This window comes from Micromonospora sp. URMC 106, assembly GCF_051386395.1.
GTDB lineage: Bacteria > Actinomycetota > Actinomycetes > Mycobacteriales > Micromonosporaceae > Micromonospora.
Map to the genome: position 1 here is coordinate 1 of NZ_JBPQTP010000001.1, position 26,146 is coordinate 26,146.

A 26,146-nucleotide genomic window follows, 5' to 3' on the forward strand; every position below is an offset into this window, starting at 1 on the left:
CCGGACGAACCGGCGGTCGCCGGCCGGTACGCCGATCGTCACGGTGTTGCCGCTGGCCGGGTCGAAGGTGCGGCCGGCCGGCGCGGCGAGCGTGGCCCACGACGAGCCGTCGGTCGAGCCGAGCACCGACAGCGTCTGGGTGCGCCGCTCCCAGCCGGCGGGCAGCTTCAGCACCACCCGGTCGACGGCGCGCGCCGCGCCGAGGTCGACGGTGAGCGTCTGCGGGAAGGCGTTGTTGGCGCTCTCCCAGTAGCTGGCGGCGTTGCCGTCCACCGCGTTCGCCGCGACGTAGTTCTGGGTCGAGCTGGACGCGGTCACCGGCCTGCCCCGCGCGAGGTTCCCGCCCGTGGGTGGCGGGGTGGTGGGCGGTGGCGTGGTCGGGGGCGGGCTGGTCGGGCCGCCGCCCCACTGCGGCTCGGGCCACGGCCCGCAGTACGGGGTGGCCGTGTACCAGCCGGAGTTGCCGGCGCCCTGGGTGATCTGGAAGCCGCTGCCGACGCAGTTGTGGATCGGGTTGGCCTGGGCGATTCCGGTGGCCCGCACGTTCGTGAAGGACACCTGGCTGGGCGCCTGCACCTGGAGGGCGTACGTGCCGGCGCCGTCGATGCGTACGTTGCTGAAGCTGATCCCGCTGGTGGCGCCCTCGATCCAGTGCAGCGCCGCGTACGAGCTGTCCAGGATGTCGGTGTCGGTGACGGTGATCGACGCGCCCTGGATGGGCTCGTTGAGCGCGGAGAACCAGATCGCGCCGACGCCGAAGCGCCAGTTGTAGTCGGAGTTGCCGTTGCGGATCAGGGTGTTCCGGGCGACGGTGATCGTCCCGGAGACGGCGGTCGGGCCGGTCACCCCCGGGTAGCGGTTGGCCACGTGGATGCCGCCGCCGTTGGTGACCGAGTCGGCGGTGACGTTGTCGGTGATCCTGATGTCGCGGCCGCCGTAGGTGACCAGGTGGTTGGCGAGGATCGTCACGCCGATCGTGTTGAACGTGAAGGAGTTGTTGACGTTCGGCACGCTCTGCGCCCACATGGCGAGCGCGTCGTCGCCGGTGTTGCGGACGAAGGTGTTGGTCACCGTGGAGTTGGTGACGCCCCAGTGGAAGTTCACCCCGTCGGCGGTCTGGTCGAGGATCCGGCTGTTGCGGATGGTGAAGTTGTCCATCGGGCCGTCCATCCAGGCCCCGACCTTGGTGTGCTGCATCCAGACGTTGTCGACCACGGAGTTCGACATCGCCCCGCCGATGGCGTTGACCTGGTCCTCGTCCACCCGCTCCCGGATGTCGCCGATGATGGCGAAGTCGCGCAGGGTCACGTTGCGGCTCGGGCCGCCGGCCTCGTGCGGCCGGATCCCGCCGCCGTAGCCGCCGCCGGGGACGTACTTGCCGTAGATGCCGGCGGCGCGCTTGCGGTCGGTGGGGTGCCGGCCGCCGAGCACCGAGTACCACGGCCCGGCCCCGCGCAGGGTCACCCCGTCGACCACCACGTGGTCCCAGAGGGTGAAGGTGCCGCGCGAGATCCACACCGCGCGCCCCTGCGCCTTCCCGGCGTCCACGGCGGCCTGGAACTTCGCGGTGGAGTCGGTGGCCCCGGTCGGGTCGGCGCCGAAGTCGGTGACCACGTCGAGGACGCCGGCGGGCTTGGTGATCGGGTCGCCGACCAGCTCGAAGTCGGCCAGGTCGATGGTGAAGGTCGGCGACTGGGCGGTCGAGGAGACCTGGAGCCGGATCTTGGTGCCGGCCGGGTGGGTGGTCCCGAACATGGTCCGGGTCTCGTCGTAGAAGTGGTGCGGGTTGGTGTCGCCCGGGTTGTTGTTGAACGGGTAGCCGCCGTAGTACCAGCCGTACCGGGAGGTGACGGGCACGGCCTTGACCAGGGTGCCGTCGGCCCGCAGGTCGATGGTGGCGTCCCGGCCGGTGCCGGCGGCGTTGTCCGGCAGGCTGTACCGGAAGGTGACCGCGTTGGCCGGCGCGGTGAGGGTGAACTCGACGTACTCGCCGACCGCGTCGAGGGTGACCGCCTCCCGGCCGGAGGCCTCCGACGGCAGCGTGCCGTACCGCCGGTCCGGGCCGATCTTCGTGCCGGTGTGCGCGACCTCCTCGGCCTCGTGCTCGACGAAGGGGACGGTGGCGCCCCGGCCGGGGATGTCGAACGGGGACAGCCCTGCCGCGTGGGCCGGGGCGGCGGTGCCGGTGAGCGTGACGACGGAGATCGAGGCCGCGGCGAGGGCGGTGCCGGCGAGGGCGGCCAGCCCCGTGCGGATCCGGGTTCTGCTCGGGTGACGTGGGGTGGTGTGGTCGGCCATGAGCGACCTCTGCCTTTCCTCAGGTGGTCAGGTCCCCCGTGTGCGGCGTGCGGTGCGCGAACCTCCTCGTCGGTGGGGGTGCCGGCGGCCGGGACGGGCCGCCGGCACCGCGGTGGTGGGTCAGGCCGGGGCGGGCTCAGCGCCGGTCGCGGTGGCGTCGGGCGTCGGCGTCGGTTCGGTGGTACGCAGCCAGACGGCGGTGTCCGGTGGCAGCCGCTCGTCGTCCAGCGGCCCGCTGGCCAGCAGCCGCTCGGCGTGTGGCGGCAGCGGCACCGCCGTGGCGGAGAGGTTGACCAGGCAGGTGAAGCCGGGTGGGCGGTGGAAGGCGAGCACCCCGTCCGGGGCCGGCAGCCAGGTCATCGCGCCGTCGCCCAGCGCCGGGTGGCGCCGGCGGATGGCGAGGGCGGCCCGGTACAGCTCCAGCATCGAGTGGTCGTCGCCGGTCTGGGTACGGGCGGTGCGGTCCTTCCAGTCGGCCGGCTGGGGCAGCCACGGCGGGGCCGTCGCGTCGTCCGGGCTGAAGCCGAACGGCGGCGCGTCGCCCGACCAGGGCAGCGGCACGCGGCACCCGTCGCGGCCCGGATCGACCCCGCCGGAGCGGACGAACATCGGGTCCTGCCGCAGCTCGGGCGGAATGTCCTCGACCTCCCACAGGCCCAGCTCCTCGCCCTGGTACACGTAGGCGGCACCGGGCAACGAGAGGGAGAGCAGCGCCGCCGCCCGGGCCCGTCGGGTGCCCAGCTCCAGGTCGCTGGGGACGCCCTCGCGTTTGGCGGCGAAGCTGAACGTGGTGTCCGCCCGGCCGTAGCGGGTGACGTGCCGGGTGACGTCGTGGTTGGAGAGCACCCAGGTGGCGGGGGCGTCGACGGGTGCGTGCGCGGCCAGCGTCGCGTCGACGCAGGCGCGCAGCGCGGACGCCTCCCAGGCGCAGCCGAGGAAGTCGAAGTTGAACGCGGCGTGCAGCTCGTCCGGGCGCAGGTAGTTGGCGAACCGCTGGTGGTCGGGCAGCCACACCTCGCCGATCAGGGCGCGACCGCCCGGGTACTGCTCGACGATCCGCCGCCAGCTGCGGTAGATCTCGTGCACCGCGTCGACGTCGACGAACGGGCTCGGGCCGTCCGGGGTGGCCTCCGGCAGCGCCGGGTCCTTGGCGAGCATGGCGGCGGAGTCGATCCGGATGCCGTCGACGCTCCGGTCCAGCCAGAACCGCAGGATGTCCTCGAACTCGGCGCGCACCCGCGGGTGGTCCCAGTTGAAGTCGGGTTGCTGCGGGGCGAACAGGTGCAGGTACCAGTCGCCCGGCGTGCCGTCCGGGTTGGTGGTCCGGGTCCAGGTGTCGCCCCCGAACGGCGACACCCAGTCGGTGGGCTTCTCCGCCCCGTCCGGGCCGCGCCCGGGGCGGAACCAGAACAGCTCCCGCTCCGGGGCGTCCGGGCCGCCGGCCAGCGCCGCCTGGAACCACGGGTGGGCGTCCGAGCAGTGGTTCGGCACCAGGTCGACGATGATCCGCAGCCCCGACCGGTGGGCCTGGGCGATCAACTCCTCGGCCTCGGCGAGGGTGCCGAAGACCGGGTCGATGTCCCGGTGGTCGGCGACGTCGTAGCCGGCGTCGGCCATCGGCGACGGGTACCAGGGGCTGAGCCAGAGCGCGTCGACCCCCAGGTCGGACAGGTGCGCCAGGCGCTCCCGGATGCCCGCGATGTCGCCGATGCCGTCGCCGTTGCCGTCGGCGAAGCTGCGCGGGTAGATCTGGTAGATCACCGCGCTGCGCCACCACCGTGGGTCGTCTCCTGTGGACACGGGCACCTGCTTTCTGCGTCGGTACGTCGGCGGATCGCCGGACCTGGATGTGTGTCGGGCGAACGGTCGTCGTTCGCCGCGGCGGTTGCGCTGGTGGTGTGTGCCGGTGCGGTCGGGCCTTCGTCGAGCCCGTCGGCCGGCGGCGCCGCTCGGCGTCCGCGTCGTCGGGGCTATCCCTTGAGGCTGCCCGTGGTCAGGCCGGACATGATGTTGCGCTGGAAGATCAGGAAGACGATGACGGTCGGGATCGCGGCGATGACCGACGCGGCGATCACCACGTTCATGGGCGTGCCGCCCGAGAAGGCGTAGATGCCGACGCTGACCGTCCGGGTCTCGGGCGACGGCATGACCAGCTTCGGCCAGAGGAAGTCCTTCCAGACCGCGGTCACGGCGAAGATGGCGACCACGCCGAGGATGGGCCGCGACATCGGCAGGATGATCGACCAGAGCGTGCGCAGCGGTGTCGCCCCGTCCACCAGGGCGGCCGCCATCAGGTCCTCCGGGATGGAGTCGAAGAACCGTTTCAGCAGGAAGATGTTGAACGCGTTCGCGACCAGGGGCAACCAGATCGCGAAGGGCGAGTCGAGCAGGTTGACGTGCAGGATCGGCAGGTCGATCACGGTCACGTACTGCGGGACGATGAGGACCATCGCGGGGATCATCAGCGTCGCCAGCATCAGGCCGAGGATCACGTTGCCGAAGATCGGTCGAAGCTTCGACAGGGAGTACGCCGCGGCGGTGTCGAGGACGAGTTGGAACACCACCGCGCCGGCCGCGTAGTAGAACGTGTTGAACAGCAGCTTGGCGAGGTCGAGGTTGTTCCAGGCGTCGGCGTAGTTCTGCCACTGGGGGTGCCGAGGGAACAGCGTCGGCGGGGTCTGCGCGATCTCCTGGCCGGACTTGAGCGCGCCGGTGACCATCCAGTAGAGCGGCCCGAGGAAGACGAGTGTGAATACCGTGACGACGACGGCGAGCAGTGTCCAGTAGACCAGCCTGCCGCGGCCCCGCCTGAGCTGGGCATGGGAGACGAGTGTCCGGGTCGCGGAGTCCTGTGCCATTCCTCCTCCGTCCTAGTCCTGTTTCGCGGTCAGCCGCACGTAGGCGGCGGAGAAGCCGGCCAGCACCACGAGCATGATCACGCCGAGCGCCGCGGCGCCGTTGAGGTCGTTCTGGAAGAACCCGTGCTGGTAGATGAGGTACGCGACCGACGTGGCGGAATCCTCCGCGCCCGCGCCGTTGGCGAGGATCAGCGGCTCGACGAAGAGCTGCATGGTGGCCACGATCTGCAGCATCGCCAGGAGCGCGAGGATCAGCCGGGTCTGCGGGATGGTCACGTGCCGGATCCGCCGCCAGATCCCGGCACCGTCGAGTTCGGCCGCCTCGTAGAGTTCGCCGGGGATGTTCTGCAACGCCGCCAGGTAGATCAGCACTGCGCTGCCCATGTTCATCCAGGTCGACGCGATCACCATCGCCGGCATCGTCATCCCGGGAGACTGCATCCACTGCGACGTCGGCAGGTGCAGCGCCTTGAGGATCGCGTTGAACAGTCCCGCCTCGCTGGGGTCGTACGCGTAGAACTTGAAGAGGAAGAGCGCCGACGCCGGCGGCAGCATCACCGGCAGGTAGACCAGGATCCGCAGGTACCCCTTGGCGTGACGGAACTCGTTGAGCAGGAGCGCCACGAAGAACGGCACCGCGTAGCCGAGGACGAGCGCGAGGAGCGTGAAGGTGAACGTGTTCCGCCAGGCGGTCCAGAAGCTGGGGTCGTCGATGATGCGGGCGTAGTTGTCCCAACCCACCCAGACGGTCTCGCCCCGCCGGGTGCGCTGGAAGCTCATGACGATGCCGCGGACCATCGGGTACCAGGAGAAGACGACGAAGCAGAGCACCGCGCCGATCAGGAACGCGTGCCCGGTCAGGTTGTCCCGGACCTTGCGGCCGAGGCTCGTGCGCCGCGGCCCTGTCGGGGACGGCGGGCGACGGGTCTTCCTGGTGCTCCCCGGGAGGGTGGTGATCGCCAAGGCAACTCCTGCGAGGTCGGTGGCCGGTCGGTGCGGCGCGGCTGGGGTGGGCGCCGGCGCGGCCCCCACCCGCCGGATCAGCTCTCCGCGGCGAGGAGCTTGTTGACCTTGTCCTCGGCCGTCTTGAGCAGCGCGTCGATGTTCGCGTTCGGGTTCGTCAGCACCCCGGACATCGCCGCGTCGAGCACCGCGTAGATCGCCTGTGCGTGGCGCGGTTCGCCCTTGATCGGCACCGGGTTCGCCTCGAAGATCGCGAAGTTGGCGGTGTCGACGTTCGCGTTCGCCCTGCGCAGCTCGAACTCCTGCTTCTGTGCCTCGCTGCCGCCCGCGAAGAGCAGCGGCTGGGGCAGGCCGACCGGGTAGTTCTGTGGCTTGGCCCGGACGTAGTCGAACTGGCCCTTGCCCGGCGTCAGCTTCTGGTACGCGATCCACTTCAGACCGGCCTTGACCTGCTCGGGGGAGAGGCCCTTCTTGAAGAAGTAGCCCTCGCCACCGCCGAGCGTCGCCTTCGCCGGGCCGTCCTGACCGGGCAGCGGGCCCATCGCCCAGTCCTGGAACTTGCCCTGGAACTGGCTGACGATCGCCTGGGTGGCGTCCGGCGCGCCGATGAACATGCCCACCCTGCCCGCGGCGGCGTTGGTCAGCAGGTCGCCCCACTGCAGCAGTTGGCGGCTGCCCATGCTGTTGTCGCCGTAGCGCATGTCCTTGAGGTTCTGCAGGACCTGCCTGCCCATGGCGTTGTTGAAGTCGGCCTTCCTGCCGTCGGCGGTCAGCACCTGCCCGCCCTGGGAGTAGAGCAGGGAGGTGAAGTGCCAGCCGCCGGTGTTGCCGGCGCTGTACTCGGAATAACCGGCGATGCCGTTGCCGAGCGCGGAGATCTTCTTGGCGGCGGCCCGGACCTCGGGCCACGTCCTGGGCGGGTTGTTCACGTCGAGCCCCGCCTGCTGGAACAGGACCTTGTTGTAGACCAGGCCCATCGAGTAGTTCTTCACCGGGACGCCGTAGAGCTTGCCGCCGTCGCTGAAGACCTCCTTGAGCGCCGGGTCGATGCTGTCCCAGGTCGGGATCGTCTCCTTGTTGGCGTACGCCGTGACGTCCATCGCCTGACCGGAGTCGAGCACCTGCTGGAGATCGGTCATGTACCCGTAGAACACGTCGGTCACGGTGCCGCCGGCCAGGCGGGCGGTGAAGTCCGGCGGGTTGTTGCACTGCTCGCCGACGCTGACGCTCTTGATGACGATGTCCGGGTTCTGTTGCTGGAACGCGACGACATCGTCGTTCCAGTTCTTCAGCAGCTCTTTCTGGGAGCCGACCGGCTGGCAGTCGACCGTGATGGTGACCTTGCCGCTCGCATCGTTCGTCGCGTCGTCGCTCTTCGTGGAGCAAGCCGCAAGGCTGAGCCCCAGGCCGGCCACGAGCGCCAACGCCGCAGCCTTCCGGTACTGCGGTACGGACATCTGTCCATCCTCTCGGGAACGGGTGTCTCCAAGGACGTGCGCTGATCCGCGGTGACCGCCACCGCGGCGATGCCCTGCTACTGATCCGGCTCCGACGCGTGACCTGACGGCCGCTGGCGGCGTCGGGGGCCTGCTGTGAGTGGAGTCACTGTAGCGAGGCGGACTGATCCCCGCAAGGTATCGATCTATGGCTGCAAGGAAGCGACTGATAGCCGAGAAATATCGACAACGCCCGGAAGGCTGTCCGGATTGGGGCGCCTCGCCCCACATTGGTGCTCGTCCTCGCGCCGATCGCCCGACGGGAGCAGGGATCGCCGGAGCTGCCCCTGGGGTGGGCCGCACGGCGGTGGATGGGCCGATGCCCGGCAACGACGGAACGGCCGTCGACCGCGGGCGGCGGGCGACGGCCGGAGCGCCGTGCAGGTGGCGGGGCGGTGGTCGTGCCGCCGGGCCGGTCACTGCCGGGGCGCGGTGGTCGGCGGCGGGAAGCGTGGCCGGCGGCCGACCGATGGCCGGGCCGACCGGCTCAGCGGCCGGGGGCGGGCGCGGTGGAGGCGCGTACCACGAGCTCGGGCTCGAACAGCAACTCGTCGTGCAGCACGCCGGCCCCCTCGATCTGGGTGACCAGCAGGTCGACCGCGGCCTGCCCCATCGTCTCGATCGGCTGCCGCACGGTGGTCAAGGGCGGGTCGGTGCAGGTCATGAACGCGGAGTCGTCGAAGCCCACCACCGACACGTCGGTCGGCACCGCGCGCCCCAGCCGTCGGGCGGCCCGGATGGTGCCCAGGGCCAGCACGTCGCTGGCGCAGACGATGCCGGTCACGCCGCGCTCGACGAGCTTGGTCGCGGCGACCCGCGCCCCTTCCATGGAGAAGCTGGAGCGCTCGACGAAACCCGTGGCGTCGGTCCAGTTCGCCACCTGAACCATCGCGTCCAGCTTGCGCCGGGACGGCACGTGCCCCTCCGGGCCGAGCACCATGCCGATCCGCTCGTGCCCGAGCGAGCGCAGGTGCCCGTACGCCTGCTCCACCGCCACCGCGTCGTCGGTGGACACCCGGGGAAAGCCGAGCTCGCCCACGCCCGCGTTGACCAGCACCACCGGCAGCCCCCGGTCGGTCAGCCGCCGGTAGTGCTCGTGCGACGCGTCGGCCAGCGCGTACGACCCGCCGGCGAAGATGACCCCGCTGACCTGGTGGTCGAGGAGCATCTCCACGTAGTCGGACTCGGAGACGCCGCCGATGGTCCGGGCGCAGAGCGCCGGGGTGAAGCCGCGCTGGGCCAGGGATCCGGTGACCACCTCGGCGAGCGCCGGGAAGATCGGGTTCTGCAACTCGGGCAGCACCAGGCCGACCAGCCGGGCGCGCTCGCCGCGCAGTTTGGTCGGCCGCTCGTAGCCGAGCACGTCCAGCGCGGTGAGCACCGCGGTGCGGGTCGCCTCGGAGACGCCACCGCGGCCGTTGAGCACCCGGCTCACGGTGGCCTCGCTGACGCCTGCCTTCCGGGCCACCTCGCTCAGCCGCTTCGTCACGGTCGCAATCGTACGTCATCGCGGTGCAAGAAATGAACAGGGCTCTGCCGCGCGATGACGAGAGGCGTCAGTCGGCCCCGAAAGTTTGCGCCGCGCATCCCGGCGGCCCGCTCGGAGCGGGCCGGCCCGGCTTCGCACGGCGGCCTTAGCTGACCGTTAAGTAACGGGCCAACCGGTTCACCCGGCGCGCCGGCACTGGGCAGACTGGTGCGATGCCCACCGCTGCTCCGCCCGCCCCCACCGCCCGTCGCGCCCGAAGGCTCGTGGCGGTGGTCGCCGTGCTCGCCGTGGCGGTCGCGGGCGGGGCGTGGTCGCTGCGGAACCGGATGGCCGGCGACGGGGGCGCACCGGAGCCGGGCGACGCGGCCGCGTTCGGCGCGCCGTCCGCCGCCGGCCCGGCGGGCACCGGCGTCTGCGCCGGCCGGGCGGCCCGGGCGCCACGCGAGTTGCGCGGCATGTGGATCACGACGGTGAACAACATCGACTGGCCGAGCCGGCGCGGGCTGCCGGCCGAGACCGTGCAAGCGGAGTTCCGGGGCTGGCTCGACCTCGCGGTGCGGCACAACCACAACGCGGTCTTCGTGCACGTGCGGCCCAGCGGGGACGCGCTCTGGCCGTCGGCGTACGCGCCCTGGTCGGAGTGGCTGACCGGGCGCCGCGACGGCCGCGACCCGGGGTGGGACCCCATGGAGTTCATGGTCGCCGAGGCGCACGCCCGGAACCTGGAGTTCCATGCCTGGTTCAATCCGTACCGGGGCGGTCAGCCGGCCACGGTGGGTGGGCCCGGCCCCCGGCTGGACCAGCTCGCCCCGACACACCCGCTGCGGCGGCACCGCGACTGGGTGGTGACCTATCCCAGCGCCGACCGGCCCGGCAGCCGCCTCTACTTCAACCCGGGCATCCCCCAGGCGCGCAGGTTCGTCGAGGACTCCATGCTGGAGGCGGTGCAGCGCTACGACGTCGACGGGGTGCACTTCGACGACTTCTTCTACCCGTACCCTGAGGCCGGGCAGGACTTTCCGGACGGCGCGGCGTTCGCCCGGTACGGCCGGGGGTTCGCGGACAAGCACGCCTGGCGCCGGGACAACGTCAACACGCTGGTCCGCGAGATGAGCGAGCGGATCAAGGCGATCAAGCCGTGGGTGAAGTTCGGCATCAGCCCGTTCGGCATCTGGCGCAACGAGCGCACCGACCCGGCCGGCTCGGCGACGGCCGGTCTGCAGAGCTACGACGACATCTACGCCGACACCCGGCTCTGGGTGCGGAAGCAGTGGCTGGACTACGTCGTGCCGCAGCTCTACTGGCACATCGGTTTCGACCGGGCGGACTACGCCGCGCTGCTGCCGTGGTGGGCGGCCACGGTGCGGGGCACCCGGGTGCAGCTCTACATCGGCCAGGCCGACTACCGGGTGGGCGAGCGCGGGGCCTGGCGTGACCCGGCCGAGCTGGACCGCCAGCTCACCCTCAACCGCCGCCACGGCGTGCGCGGAAGCGTCCACTTCAGTGCTAGACAGGTGCGCGCCGACAAACTCGGGGCGGTCAGCCGGTACAGCCGGGCACACTACGCCGGCCCGGCGCTGGTGCCCACGATGGCGCAGCTTCCGGCGGCGCCGCCGGACGCCCCCACGCCGACCGGCGCGCGGCGTGCGGACGCCGGTGGGGTGGAGCTGACCTGGCGGGCGGACGGCGCCGCGAGCGTCGCCGTCTACCGCGTGGACGGCGACACCGCCCGGCTCGTCGGCACCACCCGGGGCGCCGGCTGGGTCGACCGCGCCGCCCCGACCGACCGACCGCTGTCCTACTGCCTGTCCGGGCTGGACCGCAGCGGGAACGAGGGTCGACTCAGCGCCCCGATCTCCGTCGGCACCCTGTAGGGAGCCACGGCCCCGCCCGCCGCGGCGGCGCTCCGAGCGCCTCGCACACGTTCGAGGGGCGACGTTATCGCCGCCGCCACGGCGGGTTGGCCGGGCGTTCCGGTGACGTTCCTACGGTCCGGATCATGACACCTCGCCCCATCCGCTACCGACGCGGAAACCCGAGCCGTCCCGTCGCCGCGCTCGCCGTCCTGGCGCTGTCGGCCGGCCTGCTCGCCGTGCTGCCCCCGTCGCCGCCCGCGGCCGCCGAGCCCGGCGCGGTGGCCGTCGCCGAGGACTTCTCCGCGGGCCGGCTGCCCGCCGGCTGGCGGGCCGTCGACGGCACCTGGAAGGTGGAGAACGGCCGGCTGTACGGCACCTCCGCCAGTTCGAGCCAGAACAACAAGATCACCTTCGGTCGGCACCTGAACGACTTCCGGTTCGAGGCGACCGTCCGGTTCGAGTCCGTCGCGTCCGCCACCCGCTGGACGGCGCTGGGCCTCGACGTGCCCGCCGACGGCGCGACCCCCTGGTGGATCGCCACGATGCGCAGCGGCACCACCGCCAGCAACGGCCTCGAATTCGCCCAGCGCACCACCGCCGACGCCTGGAACGTCACCAACACCGGCGCCGGCCCGTACGCCGCCGGCACCGGGCGGGACGTGCGGGTCGCCGTGGAGGTGCACGGCAGCCAGGCGCGCTGGTTCGTCGACGGGCGCGAGGCGCTGCGGACCAGCAGCCTGCAACGCTCCGCCGGCGGCGGGCAGGCGCTGCTGGTCAACGGCGCCACCGTCTCCTTCGACGACGTGCGGGTCACCGAGCTGGCCCCCAACGGCTACCTCCGCCCGGACGGCAGCCCGCTCACCGTGATCGCCCACCGCGGCGCCTCGTCGGCCGCCCCGGAGAACACCCTGGTCGCCCAGGAGGCGGCCCGCCGGGCCAACGCCGACTGGATCGAGAACGACGTGCAGCCGTCCCGCGACGGCGTGCCGTTCGTGCTGCACGACGCCACCGTGGACCGGACCACCGACGGCGCCGGCCGGATCCGCGACCTCACCGCTGCCCAGCTCAAGGCGCTCGACGCCGGCTCCTGGTTCGCGCCGTCGTACGCCGGGGAGAGGCTGCCCACGCTCGCCGAGCAGCTCGCCGACCTGCGCACCCGCGGCGGCAATCTGCTGCTGGAGATCAAGGGCGCGCACACCCGCGACGAGGTCGCCCGGATCGTCGAGGTGATCCGCGCCGAGCGGATGACCGGCCGGGTGTTCATCCAGAGCTTCGAGGTGGACGCCCTGCGCCACACCCGCGAGCTGGCCCCGGAGTTGCCCCTCGGGCTGCTGCGCAGCAGCCTCGACGCCGACCCGGTGGCGATCGCCCGCGAGCTCGGCCTGACCGCGTACAACCCGAGCGGGACGGCGTTGCTGACCCGGCCGGACGCGGTGCGCGCCCTGCACGACGCGGGCGTGGCCGTGCTGGTGTGGACGATCGACTCGGCGAACCAGTGGCAGGCGCTGGAGCAGGCCGACGTCGACGGGATCATCACCAACCGTCCCGCGGAGCTGGCCGGCTGGAACGCCGCGTACCTGCAGCGTCCGCCCGCCACGCCGACCGTCGCGATCGCCGCGCCGGCCGACGGCGCCACCCTGGACCGGGCGCAGCAGCCGACCCTCACCGTCACCACGACGCACGCCGAGACCGTGACCGTCACCCTCGACGGGCGGCCGGTCGACCCCGGCGCGCCGCTGGACCTGGCCACCCTGCCCGCCGGCCGGCACACGCTGCGCGCCGAGGCCGTCGGACCGGCCGGCCGGGCGTCGGCCACCAGCGCCTTCACCGTCCAGGCGAGCGCGGCGGGGCTCGGGTACGTGATCCTGACCGCCGACATCGAGCGGGGCACCCGCGCCACGCTCAGCGCACTGCTCGTCCAAGGCCGCTACGCCGAGCTGGCCCGCCACGCCGACCAGCAGGCCGGCCGGCGGCTCCCCGTGGAGCTGGCGCGCGTCGTGGCCGCCGACGCGCGGGCCCTCGCCGCGGACTGACCGTACGACGGCGGCGGGCGGGGGCGACCCGCCCGCCGCCGCGCAGGGCGCCGGCCGGGCCGGCGGCGACGCGACGGGACCCGCGGACCGTGCGTCCCGGCCCTCGCACCGACCACCGTCGACGCGCCTCGCGGTCGGGGCGGATCAGTACGGCGCGGGAACCTCCACGTCGAGCGGCTCCAGGTCGTCGCGGACGGCCTTGACCTCCCAGTAGAAGGCGTGCGACGCGGGCGACCCGTCGACGGTGCGGACCCGGAACGAACCGTCCGTCACCCGGCTCGCGGCCAGCGGCGACACCGGCTCGTCGTCCTCGAAGACCGGCGTCAGCTGCACGGTGCGGCCCTCGGGCCGGGTCAGCGCCTCGAAGTAGTCCGGCAGGTCCACCCGCGCGACGCCGGCGCTCAACCGCGCCTCGCCCCGGTAGTAGACGCCGTTCTCCGGCCCCTCGATGGCGGCGTGGATCAGCTGGCGGCGCTGCGTGGCGTCGGGGGCGTCCAGCGGGTGGTCGATCGCGAACTGCTTGGACTTGCCCTTGATCACGCCGCTGCCGGCCGTCAGGCTGATCGTGTACCCGGACGCCTCGGTGCCGAGGTAGATCGCGCCGGAGGCGAACAGGTCGTACGTGCTGATGCCGCCGCCGCTCCAGGAGGGCACCGTGTTCGGGCTGACCGCCACCCCGAGCTGCCCGTTGACCTGGACGTTGCCGCCGAAGAAACCGCGCTTCTCCACCCACAGGCAGCCGGTCTCCGGGCCGGTGCCACCGCCGTAGCCGATGTAGACGCCGGCGCTGTTGAGCAGGTAGAGCCGTTCGGGGCCGTTGATGTGCAGCCGGTTGGCGCCGGAGAGGTAGCCGTGGGACGGCATGGAGATGTTCCCGCCCGTCGACAGGCCACCCTGCACCGTCAGGTCGCCGTTGCCGTTGGTGTCCTTGACCACGGTGACCCCGCCGGTCGCCCGCAGGGCGAAGCCGCCCTCGGCGGTCAGCGACAGCCCGCCCCGCCCGCGCAGGCTCGCCGCCCGCAGCTCCCGGACCGCCAGGTCGGCGTACGGCTTGCTGCCCTCGGCGTAGCCGAGCCCCGGCGTCTCGGCGCTGCGGTCCACCAGCTCGAAGCCCCGGCCGGCCCGGAACGACAGCTGCGCGTGCTGCACGCCGGGCCCCCAGAAGCCGAGCGCGGTGACCACCTGCCCGGCGGTGACGGACGTGCCCTCCATGCTGCCCAGGTGCAGCATGCCGCCGGCGATGCGCAGCCGGTCCGCGTTGTGCTGCGTGAAGGCGATGATGTCGTCGGGGTCGTTGTTGTTGGCGATCCGCAGGATGGTGTTCTCGCCGTTGTACGGCCAGTACCGGATGTACGCCTCGTCGCCGAGGCCGCCGCCGGGGTCGGCGGGGAAGGTGATGCCGGACTGGGGGCCGGCGCCGACGGCCGGCACGATCGCCCCGACCGGAACCCGGAGCCCGGCCGCCACCCGCCCGGTGCCCTCCACGGTGACCGTGCCGCCGGCGCGGGTGACCCGGCCCAGCACGATGGCGTGCGCCGGGTCGGCGGGCGCGGCGGCGGAGAACTCGATGCGGCCCTCCTCCGTCCACCGGGTCGGCCCGGCGACGCCGCCCTCGTCGCGCATCCCGTCGAGGAACTCGTGGTAGCGGAGCACCACGTACCAGCTGCTGCCCTCGGTGGGCAGCGCCCTGCGGCTGTCGTCCGGCAGCACGACGACCCGGCCGGCGCCGTCGATCGCCACGCCCTGGCCGACCGTCACGTCGCCGCCGGTGGCGGTCAGGCCGAGGCCGCTGACCACGCCCCGGGGCTGCAGCAGCCGGGCGGCGAGGTTCTGCCGCGCCAGCAGATAGTCCAGCGCCTGGGTCAGGTCGCCGGCGCGCAGGTACTGGTGGTCGTAGTACCGGGGCCGGGCCATCGGCAGCGGCAGGTCGTTCTTCCAGGTGATCGTCATGGTGTGCTCTCCGCTGATCTGTCTCGGTCGATGCGCGGGCGGGGTCGTTCAGCGCGGTTGGACGGTGTCGTAGCGCAGGCCGCTGGACAGCTCGCCCGTGCCGGCGCGGCGGGCGCGGCCCAGCCAGAGGTGCACGGAGCCGTCGGTCCACCGGGCCAACTGCCACTGGCGCAGCAGCCGGGCGCCGGCGCGCGGCACCTCCTCCTCGGGGATGGCCAGCTCGACCAGGTCGTCGCCGCGCCAGCGCCAGTCGAGCAGGCGGCTGTGACCGGTGACCGCGACCGGCGGGCCCTGCCGGGACGGCTGTTGCAGCGGGAGCCGGCGCAGCCGCACGACGTCCGGCCGGCCCTGCGTCGGCCCGGGAACCAGCGGCACCCAGTTCTCCGGCACGGTGGTGGCGAAGGCGTACGACGGGATGGGCACCGTGTCGGCGGCGGGCGGTCGCGGTGGCGGCGCCGCCCGGCCGACCTGTGCGCCGCGGTCGATCGGGCGGCCGGTGGCGCCGGTGACGGTCCGCTCGACGGCCCAGGCCAGGTTCGCCATCTCGTCGCGGCCGAGGCGGACCTCCTCCACCGGCTCGGAGTCGAGGGTGGTGGCGGCCGTGGCGGGCAGGACCAGCACGTCGGCCGGCCCGCCGGCGGTCGCCCCGGACGGGCGGAACAGCGCCGTGTCGTCGGGCGCGGCCGGCACCAGCGTCTGGATGCCGAACGTGTCGGTGACGATCATCGAGCGGATCCGGGTGGCCGACCCGACGGGCAGTTCCAGCGGCACCAGGAAGTGGTCGTTGGCGTAGACGAGGCCGTACTCGACCAGGAACATGCGGGCGAGGTCCCCGGCGCCAGCGCCGATGCCGGCCAGGTTGACCTGGGCGTCCTCCAACTCCCAGAACCGGGTCGACGGCATGCCGGCGTACGCGACGGGGGTGGGCAGCAGCACCTTCACGACGTCCTCGACCTTCGGGGCGGCGTCGAGGGTCGCCCCGGGTTCGTGGTCGAAGTGGTACCAGTCGAGGCGGTCCCCGTCGTACTCGTGGGCGGTGAGCACCAGCTCGCCCTCGGAGCCGTGGGCGGCGACGGCGAAGTCGTACTCCATCCGTTCCCGCCGCCACGCCGGTCCCTCCTGGCCGGGTGCGCTGAACAGCGGGGTGAAGTCCGCCGGCGGCCAGGGCGGCGCGGGCGGCCTCGACGCCTCCGGCGCCAGCACGGCGGGCAGTTGCAGCAGGTAGCCGTCCGGCGGGCCGGCGGGGCGGGGCGGCACGCCCAGCCAGGCCAGCCACTCGTCGACGGCGGCGGTGACCGCGCCGACCAGCGTGGACGGCACCTCGTTCTCGGCGACGAACCGGCCCTCGGCGCAGGCGCGCAGCGCCAGCTCGCCGTGCGGCGCGCGACCGGCGGCGATGCGCAGGTAGCCCCGCGTCTCGGCGTCCGCCGCCGAGGCGGCGTCGGGCGGGACGGCCGGGACGGGATACCGGGCGCACAGCCGGGGGGCGAGTTCGCCCGCGCCGGCGTCGGCGAGCAACCGCAGCAGGTGCTGGCCGCTCTCCACGGCGAAGCGCAGGTCGCCGGCGGTGGCGGCGGACTCCCGCTCCACCACCGCCTCCAGCGGGACGGCGGCGGGCAGCCCGACGGTGCTGCCGGAGTCGGTGCCGGGCCGGTAGCGGCTGAACGGGGCGATCTCGGCGTGCACGCGGGCGCTGACCGGGGACCCGGTGTCCTCGCCGGTGAACTCGCCGAGCTGCCACTGCCGGGCCAGCAGCCACAGGGGATCGGCGACGCGGGCGTCCACGGCGGGGGCCAGGTCGGCGCGCCGGGTACGCGGTTCGAGGCGGGTCCAGGTGGTGACCGACGGGGTGTGCGTGTCGGTCTGGGTGGGGTCGACGGTGGTCACTGGCCCTCCTGTCCGCCCTGCGGCGCCAGCGTCGCGTCGGGGACGAAGTCGGTGGTGGTCGCGGTCTCGGCGACGTTGGTGGGGAAGTAGAGGGCGGGCAGGAAGTGCCCGGCGGCGCCGAGGGAGTCGACGTCGACGGCGCGGGCGACGGCCAGGTCGAGGGCCTCCTCCAGCACCTGGGCGAGGGTGGCCGGCTGCCACGAGCCGGCGCCCTCGGGCGCGAGGCCCAGCAGGACCGCCTGCGGGGCGGCGGCGCCGGGGGCGTCGTACTCGAAGGTGACGCCGGTCTGCACCCGCCCGGCGGGCACCACCTCCGTCCACTCGTCGACCAGCAGGCCGTGCACCGGCCGGGTCGCGTCGATGCCGCCGGGAGCGACGACGACCAGGGACACCGGTTCGGTGTCGGCCCGCGGTGGCGCCTCGCCCACCCAGCGGTCGCCGGGGGCGTGGGGGAGCTGCGCCACCCGCACGGCGGCGGGCAGCTTCACGACGCCGCCGGCGTCCAGGGCCTGCGCGGTGGTCAGCACCTCCTGCAGCCGGCCCACGGCGGGCCGGACGCGGCCGTAGCGGGACAGCCACCGGCGTACGGGGTGCGGGGAGCCGCCCTGCAGCGCGTCGCTGGCGGCGAGGGCGGTGGCCAGTTGCCCCGGCTGCGGCGCGGTGGCGCGGGTCAGGACCGGCATGTCGGCACCGAGCAGCGCCCGGACGCGGGCGATCTGGGCGTCGCGCCGCCGCGCCGAGGGCGCCGACGGGCGGTCGAAGTCGGTCGCCGGGTCGCAGGCGCAGGCCGCCGGCGGGCAGGGCGTCCGGTCGTGCAGCTCGGCGACGACCCGGCAGTGGGCGGCCAGCCGACGGTCCAGCTCCGCGCGGGCGACCAGGGCCGCGTCGGCGACCGCGCGGGCGCTGTCGGCCGTCGGCGGGGGCGGTACCGCGCCGACGACGCCGAAGCCGGCGGCGGTGTCCAGCAGCTGACGGACCGCCGTCTCGTCCCAGCCCGGCCCGTTCCCGCCGGGGACGGCGTGCAGTGCCGTCGCCGCGCCGCGCGCCGCGTGCCACTGCTCGTCGGCCTGCGACTTGAGCACGTTGTCGAACTCCGGGGGCGCGTCGGGCTCCAGGCCGAGGTCGGCGGCGACGACCGGCCGGGACCGGCCGACCAGGTCCCGCAGCACGTTGACGGCGTGCAGGAACTCGGCCAGGCCGACCCTGTCGGCCGGCCAGGCCGGGTCGCGGTCGTAGTCCAGCTCCAGCGTCCAGTCCGGACCGACCCCGGCGGGCACCAGCTTCGCCCACGCGACGAGGGTGAGGCGCCGGTCCAGTTCGGCGTCGTCGGGGCGGCCGGGATGCGGCGGGGCGGCGAGCAGGTCGATCGCCGGGATCTGCAAGCGGTCCAGGCTGGCGTCCCGCCAGGGGGTCGCGGTGACCCCGTCCGGGGCGTGCCAGCGGTAGCGCCAGAACACCCGCCACGACGGCGGCAGCAGCACGGAGGCGAGTGCGTCCGTGGCGGCGACCATGATGCGCGGGTGCTGGGCGCGGGCCGTCGGCCAGTCCTGCCGCAGCCGCTGCCACCGGTCGTCGACGTTGACCACCAGCAGCACCCGGTGGGTGAGGGCCGCGCCGGTGACCGGGGTGCGGGTGACGTGCAACTGCGGGGGGCTGGTGGCGGCGCCGGAGGCCGCGTCGACGGCCGCCGCGGCCCGGTTCATGTCGCCCAGGGCGAGCTGGTGCACGCCCTCGGCGAGCAGGGTGTCGGCCACCGCGTCGGTGGCGTCGGCGAGGTCGGCGAGGACCTGTCGCACGGCGGTCCGGGCCGCCCCGGGCAGCGCGTTCAGCTGCGTCTCGACGGCCCCGGCCCGGTGCAGCCGGTGCAGCTCCAACCCGTCGACGGTCGCCGCCGACTCCACGGTCGGCGTGACCGTGGTGGCGTCGTCGCCGGCGTCGACGCGGTGGGCGCGCACCGGCGCGAGCCGGCGGAACGTCGGCAGGAACTGGTCCAGCGGACCGTCCGGGTGGTCGTGCAGGCCACGCTCGAAGCGGTAGCCGAGCAGCGCGCCGAGGCTCTGGCCGGCGCGGACGCCGTCCAGCAGCTGCTCGGCGAGGCGGACCCGGCGGGAGGAGAGGTCGACGGCCAGGGGGTTGTCGCCGCCCTGGTGGGAGCGCCACGCGCTGCGCAGCACCGCAGTGGTGACCGCCTGCGCCGGCGAGGGGGCGTGCACGTGCCCGGCGCCCTCCGGGGCGGCCGGCAGCGTCGGCGGCGCCACGGTCTCGGGCACGTCGGCGGGGCGGGGCACCAGGCGCGGTGGCCCGGCCGGCCGCAGGTCGACCAGCCAGCCGTACCCGCCGACGTGCACGCCGGGCGGCGGCCCGGCGGTGAGCTGGGCCAGCCGGCGGGTGGCCAGCGAGGTGACCCAGGCGTCCAGCCGGTGCGTGGCCAGCCCGAGGGTGCCGGCGACGTGCCGGTGCAGGTCGGCGGGGGACAGCCCGTCGTCGAGCTGTCCGGCCAGGTCGTCCAGCGCGGCGCGGAAGGCGCGCAGGTCGGTGGTCGCCCGGACGTGGCGGGGGTCGGGCTGAGGGCCGGCGAGGTAGCTGCCGACGGTCTCGCCGGGGGCGCCGGGCACGGGCACGGCGAGGCGGCGGCGCAGCACCCGCGTGCTGTCGTGCGGGCGGATGTCGACCAGTTCCGGCTCCGGGATCTCCGCCGCGGCGGGCAGGGACGCCTCGGCGGCGAACGCGTGCGCGGCGGCGGAGTGCTCGGCGATCAGGGCGGCGCGCAGCAGCCGGTGGAACAGCGGCACCGGACCGTCGGAGGGACGCGCCGGCACCTCGTCGCCCTTGAGACCGACGGCGGCCAGCGCGTCGAGGTACGCCCCGATCCGGGCGGCGTCGGGCTCCCCGGGCCCGTCCAGCAGGGGCGTGCCGAGGGCGTACGCCTCCTTGGCGAACACGGCCAGGGACAGCCGCGGGTCGGTGGGGCCGCCCAGGCCGAGCGCGGAGAGCAGGGCCCGGGCCGGTTCGACGAGCTGTTCGCGCCAGCCGTCGCCGAGGCCGAGGCGGGCGAAGCGCCACAGCCAGCTGACGTACTCGTTGCCGAGCATGCTGCGGGCGCGTACCTCCAGCACCCGCGCGTCGGTGGCCAGGATGTCCAGCAGGGTGCGCTCCGGATCGGCGAGACCGGGCACGATCCGGGGCACCGGCGAGGGCAGCCACACCCGCTGCCACAGGCTGCTCAGCAGCCCGACGGCCCGGGCCTCGCCGGTGCCGGCCGGGCGCCAGTCGCGCAGGCTGGCCACCGGCAGCAGCCCGTACGGCTGGCGGCCGACGCGCAGCGTGGGCAGGGGTCCTTCGGCGTGCACGTGCGCGACGAAGTGGTCGCGCAGCGCGGCCTGTTCGGCGGGGGTGGCCACCGGCAGCAGGTCCCGCAGCAGGGCGCCGAAGCTGGCCGGCCAGAGCAGCCGGCGGACCAGCCGGCCGGTGGGCCGGTCGGCCACGGTCGCGCCGGCGCCGCGGGCGAGCGCGGTCGGCGCGCCCGCGCGGGTCGGCCTGCCCCGGGCGGCGGTCAGCGCGTCGTCCGGCTCGGCGGTCAGCGCCACGCCGAGCGCGGCGGCGACCAGCGCGGCGGCGGCCTCCGGCGCCTCGGCGTCGGCGGCGCTGTCGGCGGCGGTCGGCGCGGCGGTGGTCGGTACCGCTGCCGGGGTGGCGGCGGCGGTGTTGTTGGTGGGGGTGTCCGGGGCGAGGAACGCCAGCCCGTCGGTCGCGGCGTGCGCCTCCAGCAGGCGAGCGAGGGCCTTGGCGGAGGCGGCCGGCGTGGCGGCGGCGTCGAGTCCGAAGACCAGCAGCCGTTCCACCGTCTCCGGTTTCCCGTCGCCGCCGAGGGGGACGGTGACCGTCAGGGCCATGCCGGCGGCCTCGGCGGTGGCGAAGTCGACGGTCCAGCGCATCCCGGCGTCCACCGGGGGCGCCTCGGCCGGCACCTGGTCGATGGTGCCGTCCTCCTCGGCCGGCACGGGGGTGGGACCGACGGGCAGGTCCGGGGTGACGGGGTTGGAGGTGCCGGTGAACAGCCGGCCGCTGACGGTGCGGCCCACGGCGTACCAGCAGGTGGGCAGCAGCCGGGCCCGGGCCGGTTCGCACCAGGGGCCGGGCCGGGGAACCAGCTCGGGGAAGTCGCCGCCGACCGGTTCCATGACCCGGGCGATCCAGGTGGCGCGGGGCGCGTCGAAGCGGCGGACCAGGTCGGTCCAGGCCGCCTCGTCGGGTGTGCCGGTGACACCGCCCGGCCGCCCCTCGCCCCAGTACCTGCGGCCGGCGGCGATCTCCTCGGCGGTGAGCCCCGGCTCGTGGTCGTCGACGTGGATCTGGTCGGGGTAGACGCGGATCCTCAGGGTCGCGCCGGCGAACCGGGTCTCCAGGCGCACCGGCAGCATGACGGCGGGCGCGAGCGCGGAGAGCGTCCACGGGGTCTGCGTCAGCACGGTGGCCAGCGGCGGCCGGTTCGCGGCGTACGGCGAGGTGGTCATCACTGGTTCTCCGGGCTCGGTAGCAGGTCGCTGGCGTGGCGGGCGAGCAGGACGGGGCGTTGCAGCACGGACAAGGCGGTGTCGGCGGCGTTGCGGCCGTGCCGCGCGGCGAAGACCACCGCGTCCGGGGGCGGCGGGTCGCCGGTGAGGTCGACGCCGAAGCGGGGCGCGGCGGGCTGCTCGCGCAGCAGGAAGAAGTGGCCGGGGGCGCCGGCGGCCTGCCGGGGGGCGCCCCGGGCGACCTCGGCGGTGAACGGGAAGCCGAACAGCAGCAGGTCGGGGGAGAGCCACGCGCGGAAGATGGGCAGCACGTCCGGCCCGGTGGGTTCCCGCTGCTCGGGGCCGGTCCACGCTGCCTGGCGCATGGTGACGATGGTGGAGGGGTAGCGGCGCAGCAGCTCACCCCGGACGACCAGCACCAGCGACTGCTCGCCGGGGGCGCCGACGGCGGTGAGGTGGCTGCCCAGCGGCCCGTTGCGCCACGCGGGATCGGTCAACGGCGGGATGTCGGTCAGCGGGGCGCCGGCCGAGGCGGCGCCGCGGACGTCCCAGAACTGCCGGAACCAGGTCTGCCGCGGGTCGGCGGGGAACTCCCGCCACAGCATCTCCCGGCTCATCTCGTGGTTCAGCCCGACCAGGAACGCCTCGATGAAGCGGGGGTTGGCGGCCAGCGCGGTCATGGTCTCCGGCGCCACGGCCGGCAGGTTCGGCACCACGTGCTCCTGGGAGAGCCCGCGCAGCAGCTCGTACGCGGGGACGGTGAAGGTGACCCCGGCGAGCAGCCGCCGCAGCGGGTCGCCGCTGTCGGGCAGGGCGTCGACCAGGTCGCCCTCGCCGAGGGTCAGCCCGGCCAGCACCTCCCCGGCCACCGCGGTCTCCGGGCGGACGGTGTCGCGTACGGCCGCCGCCGCGGTGGCGAGGTCGACCGGCGCGGGCCGGTGGTCGCGGGCCAGCGACTGCGCCGGGGCGAGCCGGCCCTGGTGCGCCGCGGCCGCGGCCATGAAGTCGTCGCCCATCCGGGCCCGGTCGGCCACGAGGTCGGCCCGCAGGTCGGCGATGGTGACCGAGCAACCGTGGGCGTTGTCGGCGTCGGCGGCCCCGGTGACGGTGACGGCGGGGCTCCAACTGACCGGGACGCCACCCGGGTCGAGGTCGAAGGCGGCGCGGTAGGTGATGGTCGCGCCGCTGCGCCGGGCGACGATCAGGTCGGGGCGGCGGGTGCCGGTCACGTCGGCCACGGCGATGCCCGCGCCGGCCGCGCCGGCGACCGCCGCCTCGTCGGGCACCGCGTGCTCGTGGTTCCAGCCGCTGACGACCCGGCCCCGGCGGTTGAGCCCGACGCCGGTGCGGTAGCGGGCCACCGGGTTGCCGCCGGCCGTGCCGGCCGCGAACACGACCAGGTCCGGCCTCTGGTCGCCGGTCATGTCGACCACGTCCACGCCGACGGCGGAGATGGTGTCGAGCTTCTGTGGGGTGGGCTGGGAGTCGCTCCACCCACGGGTGGCCCTGCCGGTGGCGTCCAGGCCCCAACCGACCCGGTAGTACACCCGGTTGTCGCTGCCGCCGGGGCGGCTCACCCCGTACGCGACGACGAGTTCGAGCTGGTCGTCGCCGTCGAGGTCGGCCAGGACGACGTCGAGTCCGGCGGCGTCGCCGTTGACCGGGTCGGGCAGCTCGTACGGGCCGGTCCAGCCGCCGGCCGCCGCGCCGTCGGCGGTGACGTCCCCGCCGACCCAGTAGCTGATCCGGCAGGTGCCGTCCGGTCCGGATGCCAGGAAGGCGGTGACCATCGCCGGCCGGTCGGACGGCTGCAGGCGGCCGATCGTGGTGGCGGCGGCGCGCACCGCCGCCGGCGCGACCGGCCCGTCCACGGGCGCGGTCAGGGCGCTCTCCTGCACCGCCCCGTCGTCGCCCACGTTGTGCGCCACCTGCAGTCGGGTGCGCCGGGCGGTGCCCGTCCTGGCGGTGTGGCCGAACAGCAGCGAGGCGAGCAGCCCCACCCGGGGGGCGAACCGCAGGTGCGGCGGGGGAAGCGCCGTGTCGAAGCCGGCGCCGCGCGGGTCGGCCGGCAGGCCGTGGTCGATCCAGTCGCCCGAGTAACCCCAGGGCCAGGAGGTGAGCCGGCCGTCGGCGGTGACGGCAAAGATCTCGCCGCTGCGGAACGCGCCGAGCACCGGGCCGGGACGGTGCCGGCCCAGGCCGCCGTCCGGCACCGTCCCGATCACGCCCCAGCCCCAGTACTCCCGCTCGTGCCCGTCGTGGTACCAGCGGTAGCGGCGCATCAGGCGCAGGTCGGCCGGGTCGGCGTCGGTCGCGCCGAGGGCGATGATCGACATGCCGTCGTCCTCGCCGATCTGCGCCGCCTGCTGCCCGAGCGAGACGAGCCGGCGCCCCTCGGGGGCGGCGTCGTGCCGGTAGAGGGACCCGTCGGGCAGCTGGGAGACCAGCCAGCCGTCCGGCGTCAGGTAGGAGAACCGGGACCCGTACGCGGACGGGTGCAGGCTGGCGGGGGAGCCCCACACCGGCGGGATGGCGTCGTTGCCGACCTGGCTCCACTGCCCACCGTGGACGAACAGCCGGTTGTGGCTGGTGGCGACCAGCACGGCCGACCCGGTCGGGCGCGGGGTCCCCCAGAGCCGCTCGGTGGACCACATCGCCGGCGCTCCCAGCGACGCCCACGACCCGGTCGCGGGGTCGTAGCGGTGCAGGTTGCCGTCACCGCCGAGCAGGTAGATCAGGTTGCCGCCGGCCGCCGGTCGGCTGCGCACCCCGAGCGGCGGCGCGCCGCAGTCGCGCCACACCCACCGGTCGCCGTCCCAGCGCCGCTCGAACAGGCGGCTGTCGCGGGTGCGCACGAACACCCGGTGGGGCGCGACGGTGGCACCGGAGGTGGCCACGGCGGTGCCCGGCGGGAGGCCGTGGTCGCGCCACACCCACTCGTCGCCGATGCGGCGGCGCTCGAACAGTCGCCCGTCGGCGGCGCCGACGAAGAAGCGGTCGCCGTTCAACAGGTCGCCGCCGTTGGTGGCCACGCTGGTGACCGGCTCGTCGAGCGCCAGGGCCTTCGTGCCCGCCGCGGTGGCGGCGGTGGTGGTGGTCGTGTGCCACCACGGGTTCTGGGCGGCCTGTTCGATGACGGCGCGGGTCAGCGAGCCGAGCCCGCGCCCGTCGGTGACCAGCGTGTCCAGCACCTTGCCGCCCGCGGGCACCTTCGCGGCGGGCACCGGGCTGGTGCCGCCGGCCAGCCGGGCCAGCGCGGCCGGCCCGCCGTCGGGGTCGACCCGGCGGGCGAGGGGCCCGCGGGGTCGCAGCAGCCGGCGCAGCGGCGCGGTGGTGGCGGCGCGGGCGCCCGGGTTGCCGTCCAGCTGCCGGTCCAGCGGGTCACCGGCGGCGGCGGAGCGGGCGGTGGGCCCCGGCTCGACGAGGTCGTGCACCGGCTGGGTCAGGGCCACGAGCTGATCGTCGCCGAGGGGCGTGCCGGGGGAGGCGGGGTCGACCCGGCGGCTGAACAGGGCGGTGGCGGTATCCCGGGCGGCCTGGCCACGGCGCAGTTGCTCGTTGGCCTCGCGCAGTTCGGCGGCCCGTTCCCAGGCGGCGGCGGCCAGGTCCTCCTGGTGGCGTTGCACCACCTGCGTGCCGAGGGCGGCGGCGGCCCGGTAGCGGGGGTCGAGGTTGAGCCCGGCCAGCCAGCGCGGTTCGGCGCCGGGGGCGGGAACCTGCCCCTGCTGGCTGTGGATGTTGCCGTACAGCGGCGGGGTGAGCCGGTCGTCGGCGTGGCGCAGCAGGTCGGTGAGCGCGTCCTGCCAGGCCTGGCGGACGTCGTCGGCCCAGACGGTCGGGGTCATGCCGGGGGCGGCCAGGGCGCCCTCGAAGCCGAGCACCGACCGGCCCTCGACACCCTCGTCGTCGCTGTGCGGCAGGCCGCCGCCGGGAGCGGCGATGTCGACCGGTTGCCGGCCCACGTCGTCGGGCAGGACCCGGGACCGCAGCCGGCGGGCCAACGACTCGAAGTCCCCGTCCGGGCCGGTCCGGAACGTCCAGTGGTGGTAGACGGGCAGTAGCACCGCGTCGTCCGGGCCGGGATGCGGCGAGTCGGGACCCCAGGCGGGGGCGAGCGGGCCGGTGTCGTCGACGCTCTGGCCGAGGCCGGCGCGGACCCCGGCGGCGAAGGCGGGCACCACGGCGGCGACGTAGTCGGTGCCGGCGGCGAGCCGGCGGGGGCACAGCAGCCGCGACAGGGTGCGCTCCGGGGCGGAGGCGATGACCTCGGCGAGGTCCTCGTCGTCGTCGGTGACCAGCACCTGGGCGTGCGCCCACGCCCACGAGTCGGCCAGCACCGGCAGGTGCCGCACCGTGGTGGCCAGCCGGGGCAGGGCCTGGCCGGGTTCGGTGCGCAGCTCCGCGCCGTCGGCGCCGGCCGGCACCACCACGAGGACCAGCCACGGGCGCAGCGCGCCGTCGGCGTCGGGCCGGGCGGGGGTGTAGAGCCACGGCAGGTCGGGGCTGTCGAATTCCACCGCGGCCAACAGGGACACCTCGACGTTCTCCGCGCCGGGCGCCGGGTGACTGCGGATGATCTCCTGCGGGTCCACGCCGACGACGTCGCCCGGGCCGTGCAGCAGCGCGGTCGTGGTTCCGGCGATCTGTTCGGTGTCGCCGGTGGCGGTGTCGGTGCCGAGCGCGGCGACGCTGAGGGTCACCTCGGCGCGGGGGCGGGGCAGGGCGCCGCTGAGCGTGTCGGTGTGGGCGACCACGCGGGCGACGCCGTCGCGGACCCAGGGCAGGAAACGCAGGCCACCCAT

The 26,146-nt window shown here is 74.7% G+C and carries 12 protein-coding genes; 2 read left to right on the top strand and 10 right to left on the bottom strand.

All coding sequences use genetic code 11. The features are described from left to right. The 6 genes from ACSNOB_RS00005 to ACSNOB_RS00030 all read right to left on the bottom strand — a co-directional run. Positions 1-2,298, bottom strand: a 2,298-nt coding sequence (locus ACSNOB_RS00005; RefSeq protein WP_436684329.1) for a galactose-binding domain-containing protein, incomplete at its 3' end; no start/stop codon positions are given. 120 nt (positions 2,299-2,418) lie between these two features. Further along, the gene (locus ACSNOB_RS00010; RefSeq protein ID WP_436684330.1) at positions 2,419-4,098 is read right to left on the bottom strand and encodes a glycoside hydrolase family 13 protein; all 1,680 of its coding nucleotides are present in this window, start codon (positions 4,096-4,098) and stop codon (positions 2,419-2,421) included. Positions 4,099-4,268: 170 nt separating this feature from the next. Next, a complete protein-coding gene (locus ACSNOB_RS00015) occupies positions 4,269-5,156 on the bottom strand; it encodes a carbohydrate ABC transporter permease (protein WP_436684331.1) in 888 nt (295 codons plus the stop codon). Positions 5,157-5,168: 12 nt separating this feature from the next. Continuing rightward, positions 5,169-6,119 carry a carbohydrate ABC transporter permease gene (locus ACSNOB_RS00020; RefSeq protein ID WP_436684332.1) on the bottom strand — a complete coding sequence of 317 codons (951 nt, stop codon included), beginning with the start codon at positions 6,117-6,119 and terminating at the stop codon, positions 5,169-5,171. A gap of 77 nt (positions 6,120-6,196) precedes the next feature. After that, positions 6,197-7,576: an ABC transporter substrate-binding protein gene (locus ACSNOB_RS00025; protein ID WP_436684333.1), complete on the bottom strand. Its 1,380-nt coding sequence runs from the start codon at positions 7,574-7,576 to the stop codon at positions 6,197-6,199. 526 nt (positions 7,577-8,102) lie between these two features. Next, complete coding sequence (locus tag ACSNOB_RS00030) at positions 8,103-9,104, bottom strand: LacI family DNA-binding transcriptional regulator (RefSeq protein WP_436684334.1); 1,002 nt, start codon at positions 9,102-9,104, stop codon at positions 8,103-8,105. A gap of 212 nt (positions 9,105-9,316) precedes the next feature. Here ACSNOB_RS00030 and ACSNOB_RS00035 point away from each other — a divergent pair, with 212 nt between their 5' ends. Beyond that, entirely contained in the window at positions 9,317-10,978 is a 1,662-nt protein-coding gene (locus ACSNOB_RS00035; RefSeq protein WP_436684335.1) for a glycoside hydrolase family 10 protein, read from the top strand. A gap of 125 nt (positions 10,979-11,103) precedes the next feature. Continuing rightward, positions 11,104-12,993 (top strand): glycerophosphodiester phosphodiesterase family protein, encoded by a 1,890-nt coding sequence (locus ACSNOB_RS00040; protein ID WP_436684337.1) that lies wholly within the window; start codon positions 11,104-11,106, stop codon positions 12,991-12,993. A gap of 144 nt (positions 12,994-13,137) precedes the next feature. Here the strand turns inward: ACSNOB_RS00040 and ACSNOB_RS00045 are convergent, their stop codons facing one another. Genes ACSNOB_RS00045 through ACSNOB_RS00060 form a run of 4 tightly spaced genes read right to left on the bottom strand, consistent with a single transcriptional unit; the run spans position 13,138 to position 26,146 of the window. Beyond that, positions 13,138-14,943: a hypothetical protein gene (locus ACSNOB_RS00045; protein WP_436684338.1), complete on the bottom strand. Its 1,806-nt coding sequence runs from the start codon at positions 14,941-14,943 to the stop codon at positions 13,138-13,140. Positions 14,944-14,991: 48 nt separating this feature from the next. Further along, complete coding sequence (locus ACSNOB_RS00050) at positions 14,992-16,830, bottom strand: hypothetical protein (protein WP_436684340.1); 1,839 nt, start codon at positions 16,828-16,830, stop codon at positions 14,992-14,994. Next, positions 16,827-21,344, bottom strand: a complete 4,518-nt coding sequence (locus ACSNOB_RS00055; protein ID WP_436684342.1) for a hypothetical protein — start codon at positions 21,342-21,344, stop codon at positions 16,827-16,829. Before ACSNOB_RS00055 ends, ACSNOB_RS00050 begins: the two co-directional genes overlap by 4 nt. Next, on the bottom strand, positions 21,344-26,146 hold the full coding sequence (locus ACSNOB_RS00060) for a hypothetical protein (protein WP_436684343.1): 4,803 nt from the start codon (positions 26,144-26,146) through the stop codon (positions 21,344-21,346). The genes ACSNOB_RS00055 and ACSNOB_RS00060 overlap by 1 nt, the downstream gene beginning before the upstream one ends.

Bases quoted from the DNA above. Each gene is read 5' to 3' on its own strand.
- ACSNOB_RS00015 (WP_436684331.1), bottom strand. From the start codon at position 5,156: ATGGCACAGGACTCCGCGACCCGGACACTCGTCTCCCATGCCCAGCTC.
- ACSNOB_RS00025 (WP_436684333.1), bottom strand. From the start codon at position 7,576: ATGTCCGTACCGCAGTACCGGAAGGCTGCGGCGTTGGCGCTCGTGGCC.
- ACSNOB_RS00035 (WP_436684335.1), top strand. From the start codon at position 9,317: ATGCCCACCGCTGCTCCGCCCGCCCCCACCGCCCGTCGCGCCCGAAGG.
- ACSNOB_RS00040 (WP_436684337.1), top strand. From the start codon at position 11,104: ATGACACCTCGCCCCATCCGCTACCGACGCGGAAACCCGAGCCGTCCC.
- ACSNOB_RS00045 (WP_436684338.1), bottom strand. From the start codon at position 14,943: ATGACGATCACCTGGAAGAACGACCTGCCGCTGCCGATGGCCCGGCCC.
- ACSNOB_RS00055 (WP_436684342.1), bottom strand. From the start codon at position 21,344: ATGACCACCTCGCCGTACGCCGCGAACCGGCCGCCGCTGGCCACCGTG.
- ACSNOB_RS00060 (WP_436684343.1), bottom strand. From the start codon at position 26,146: ATGGGTGGCCTGCGTTTCCTGCCCTGGGTCCGCGACGGCGTCGCCCGC.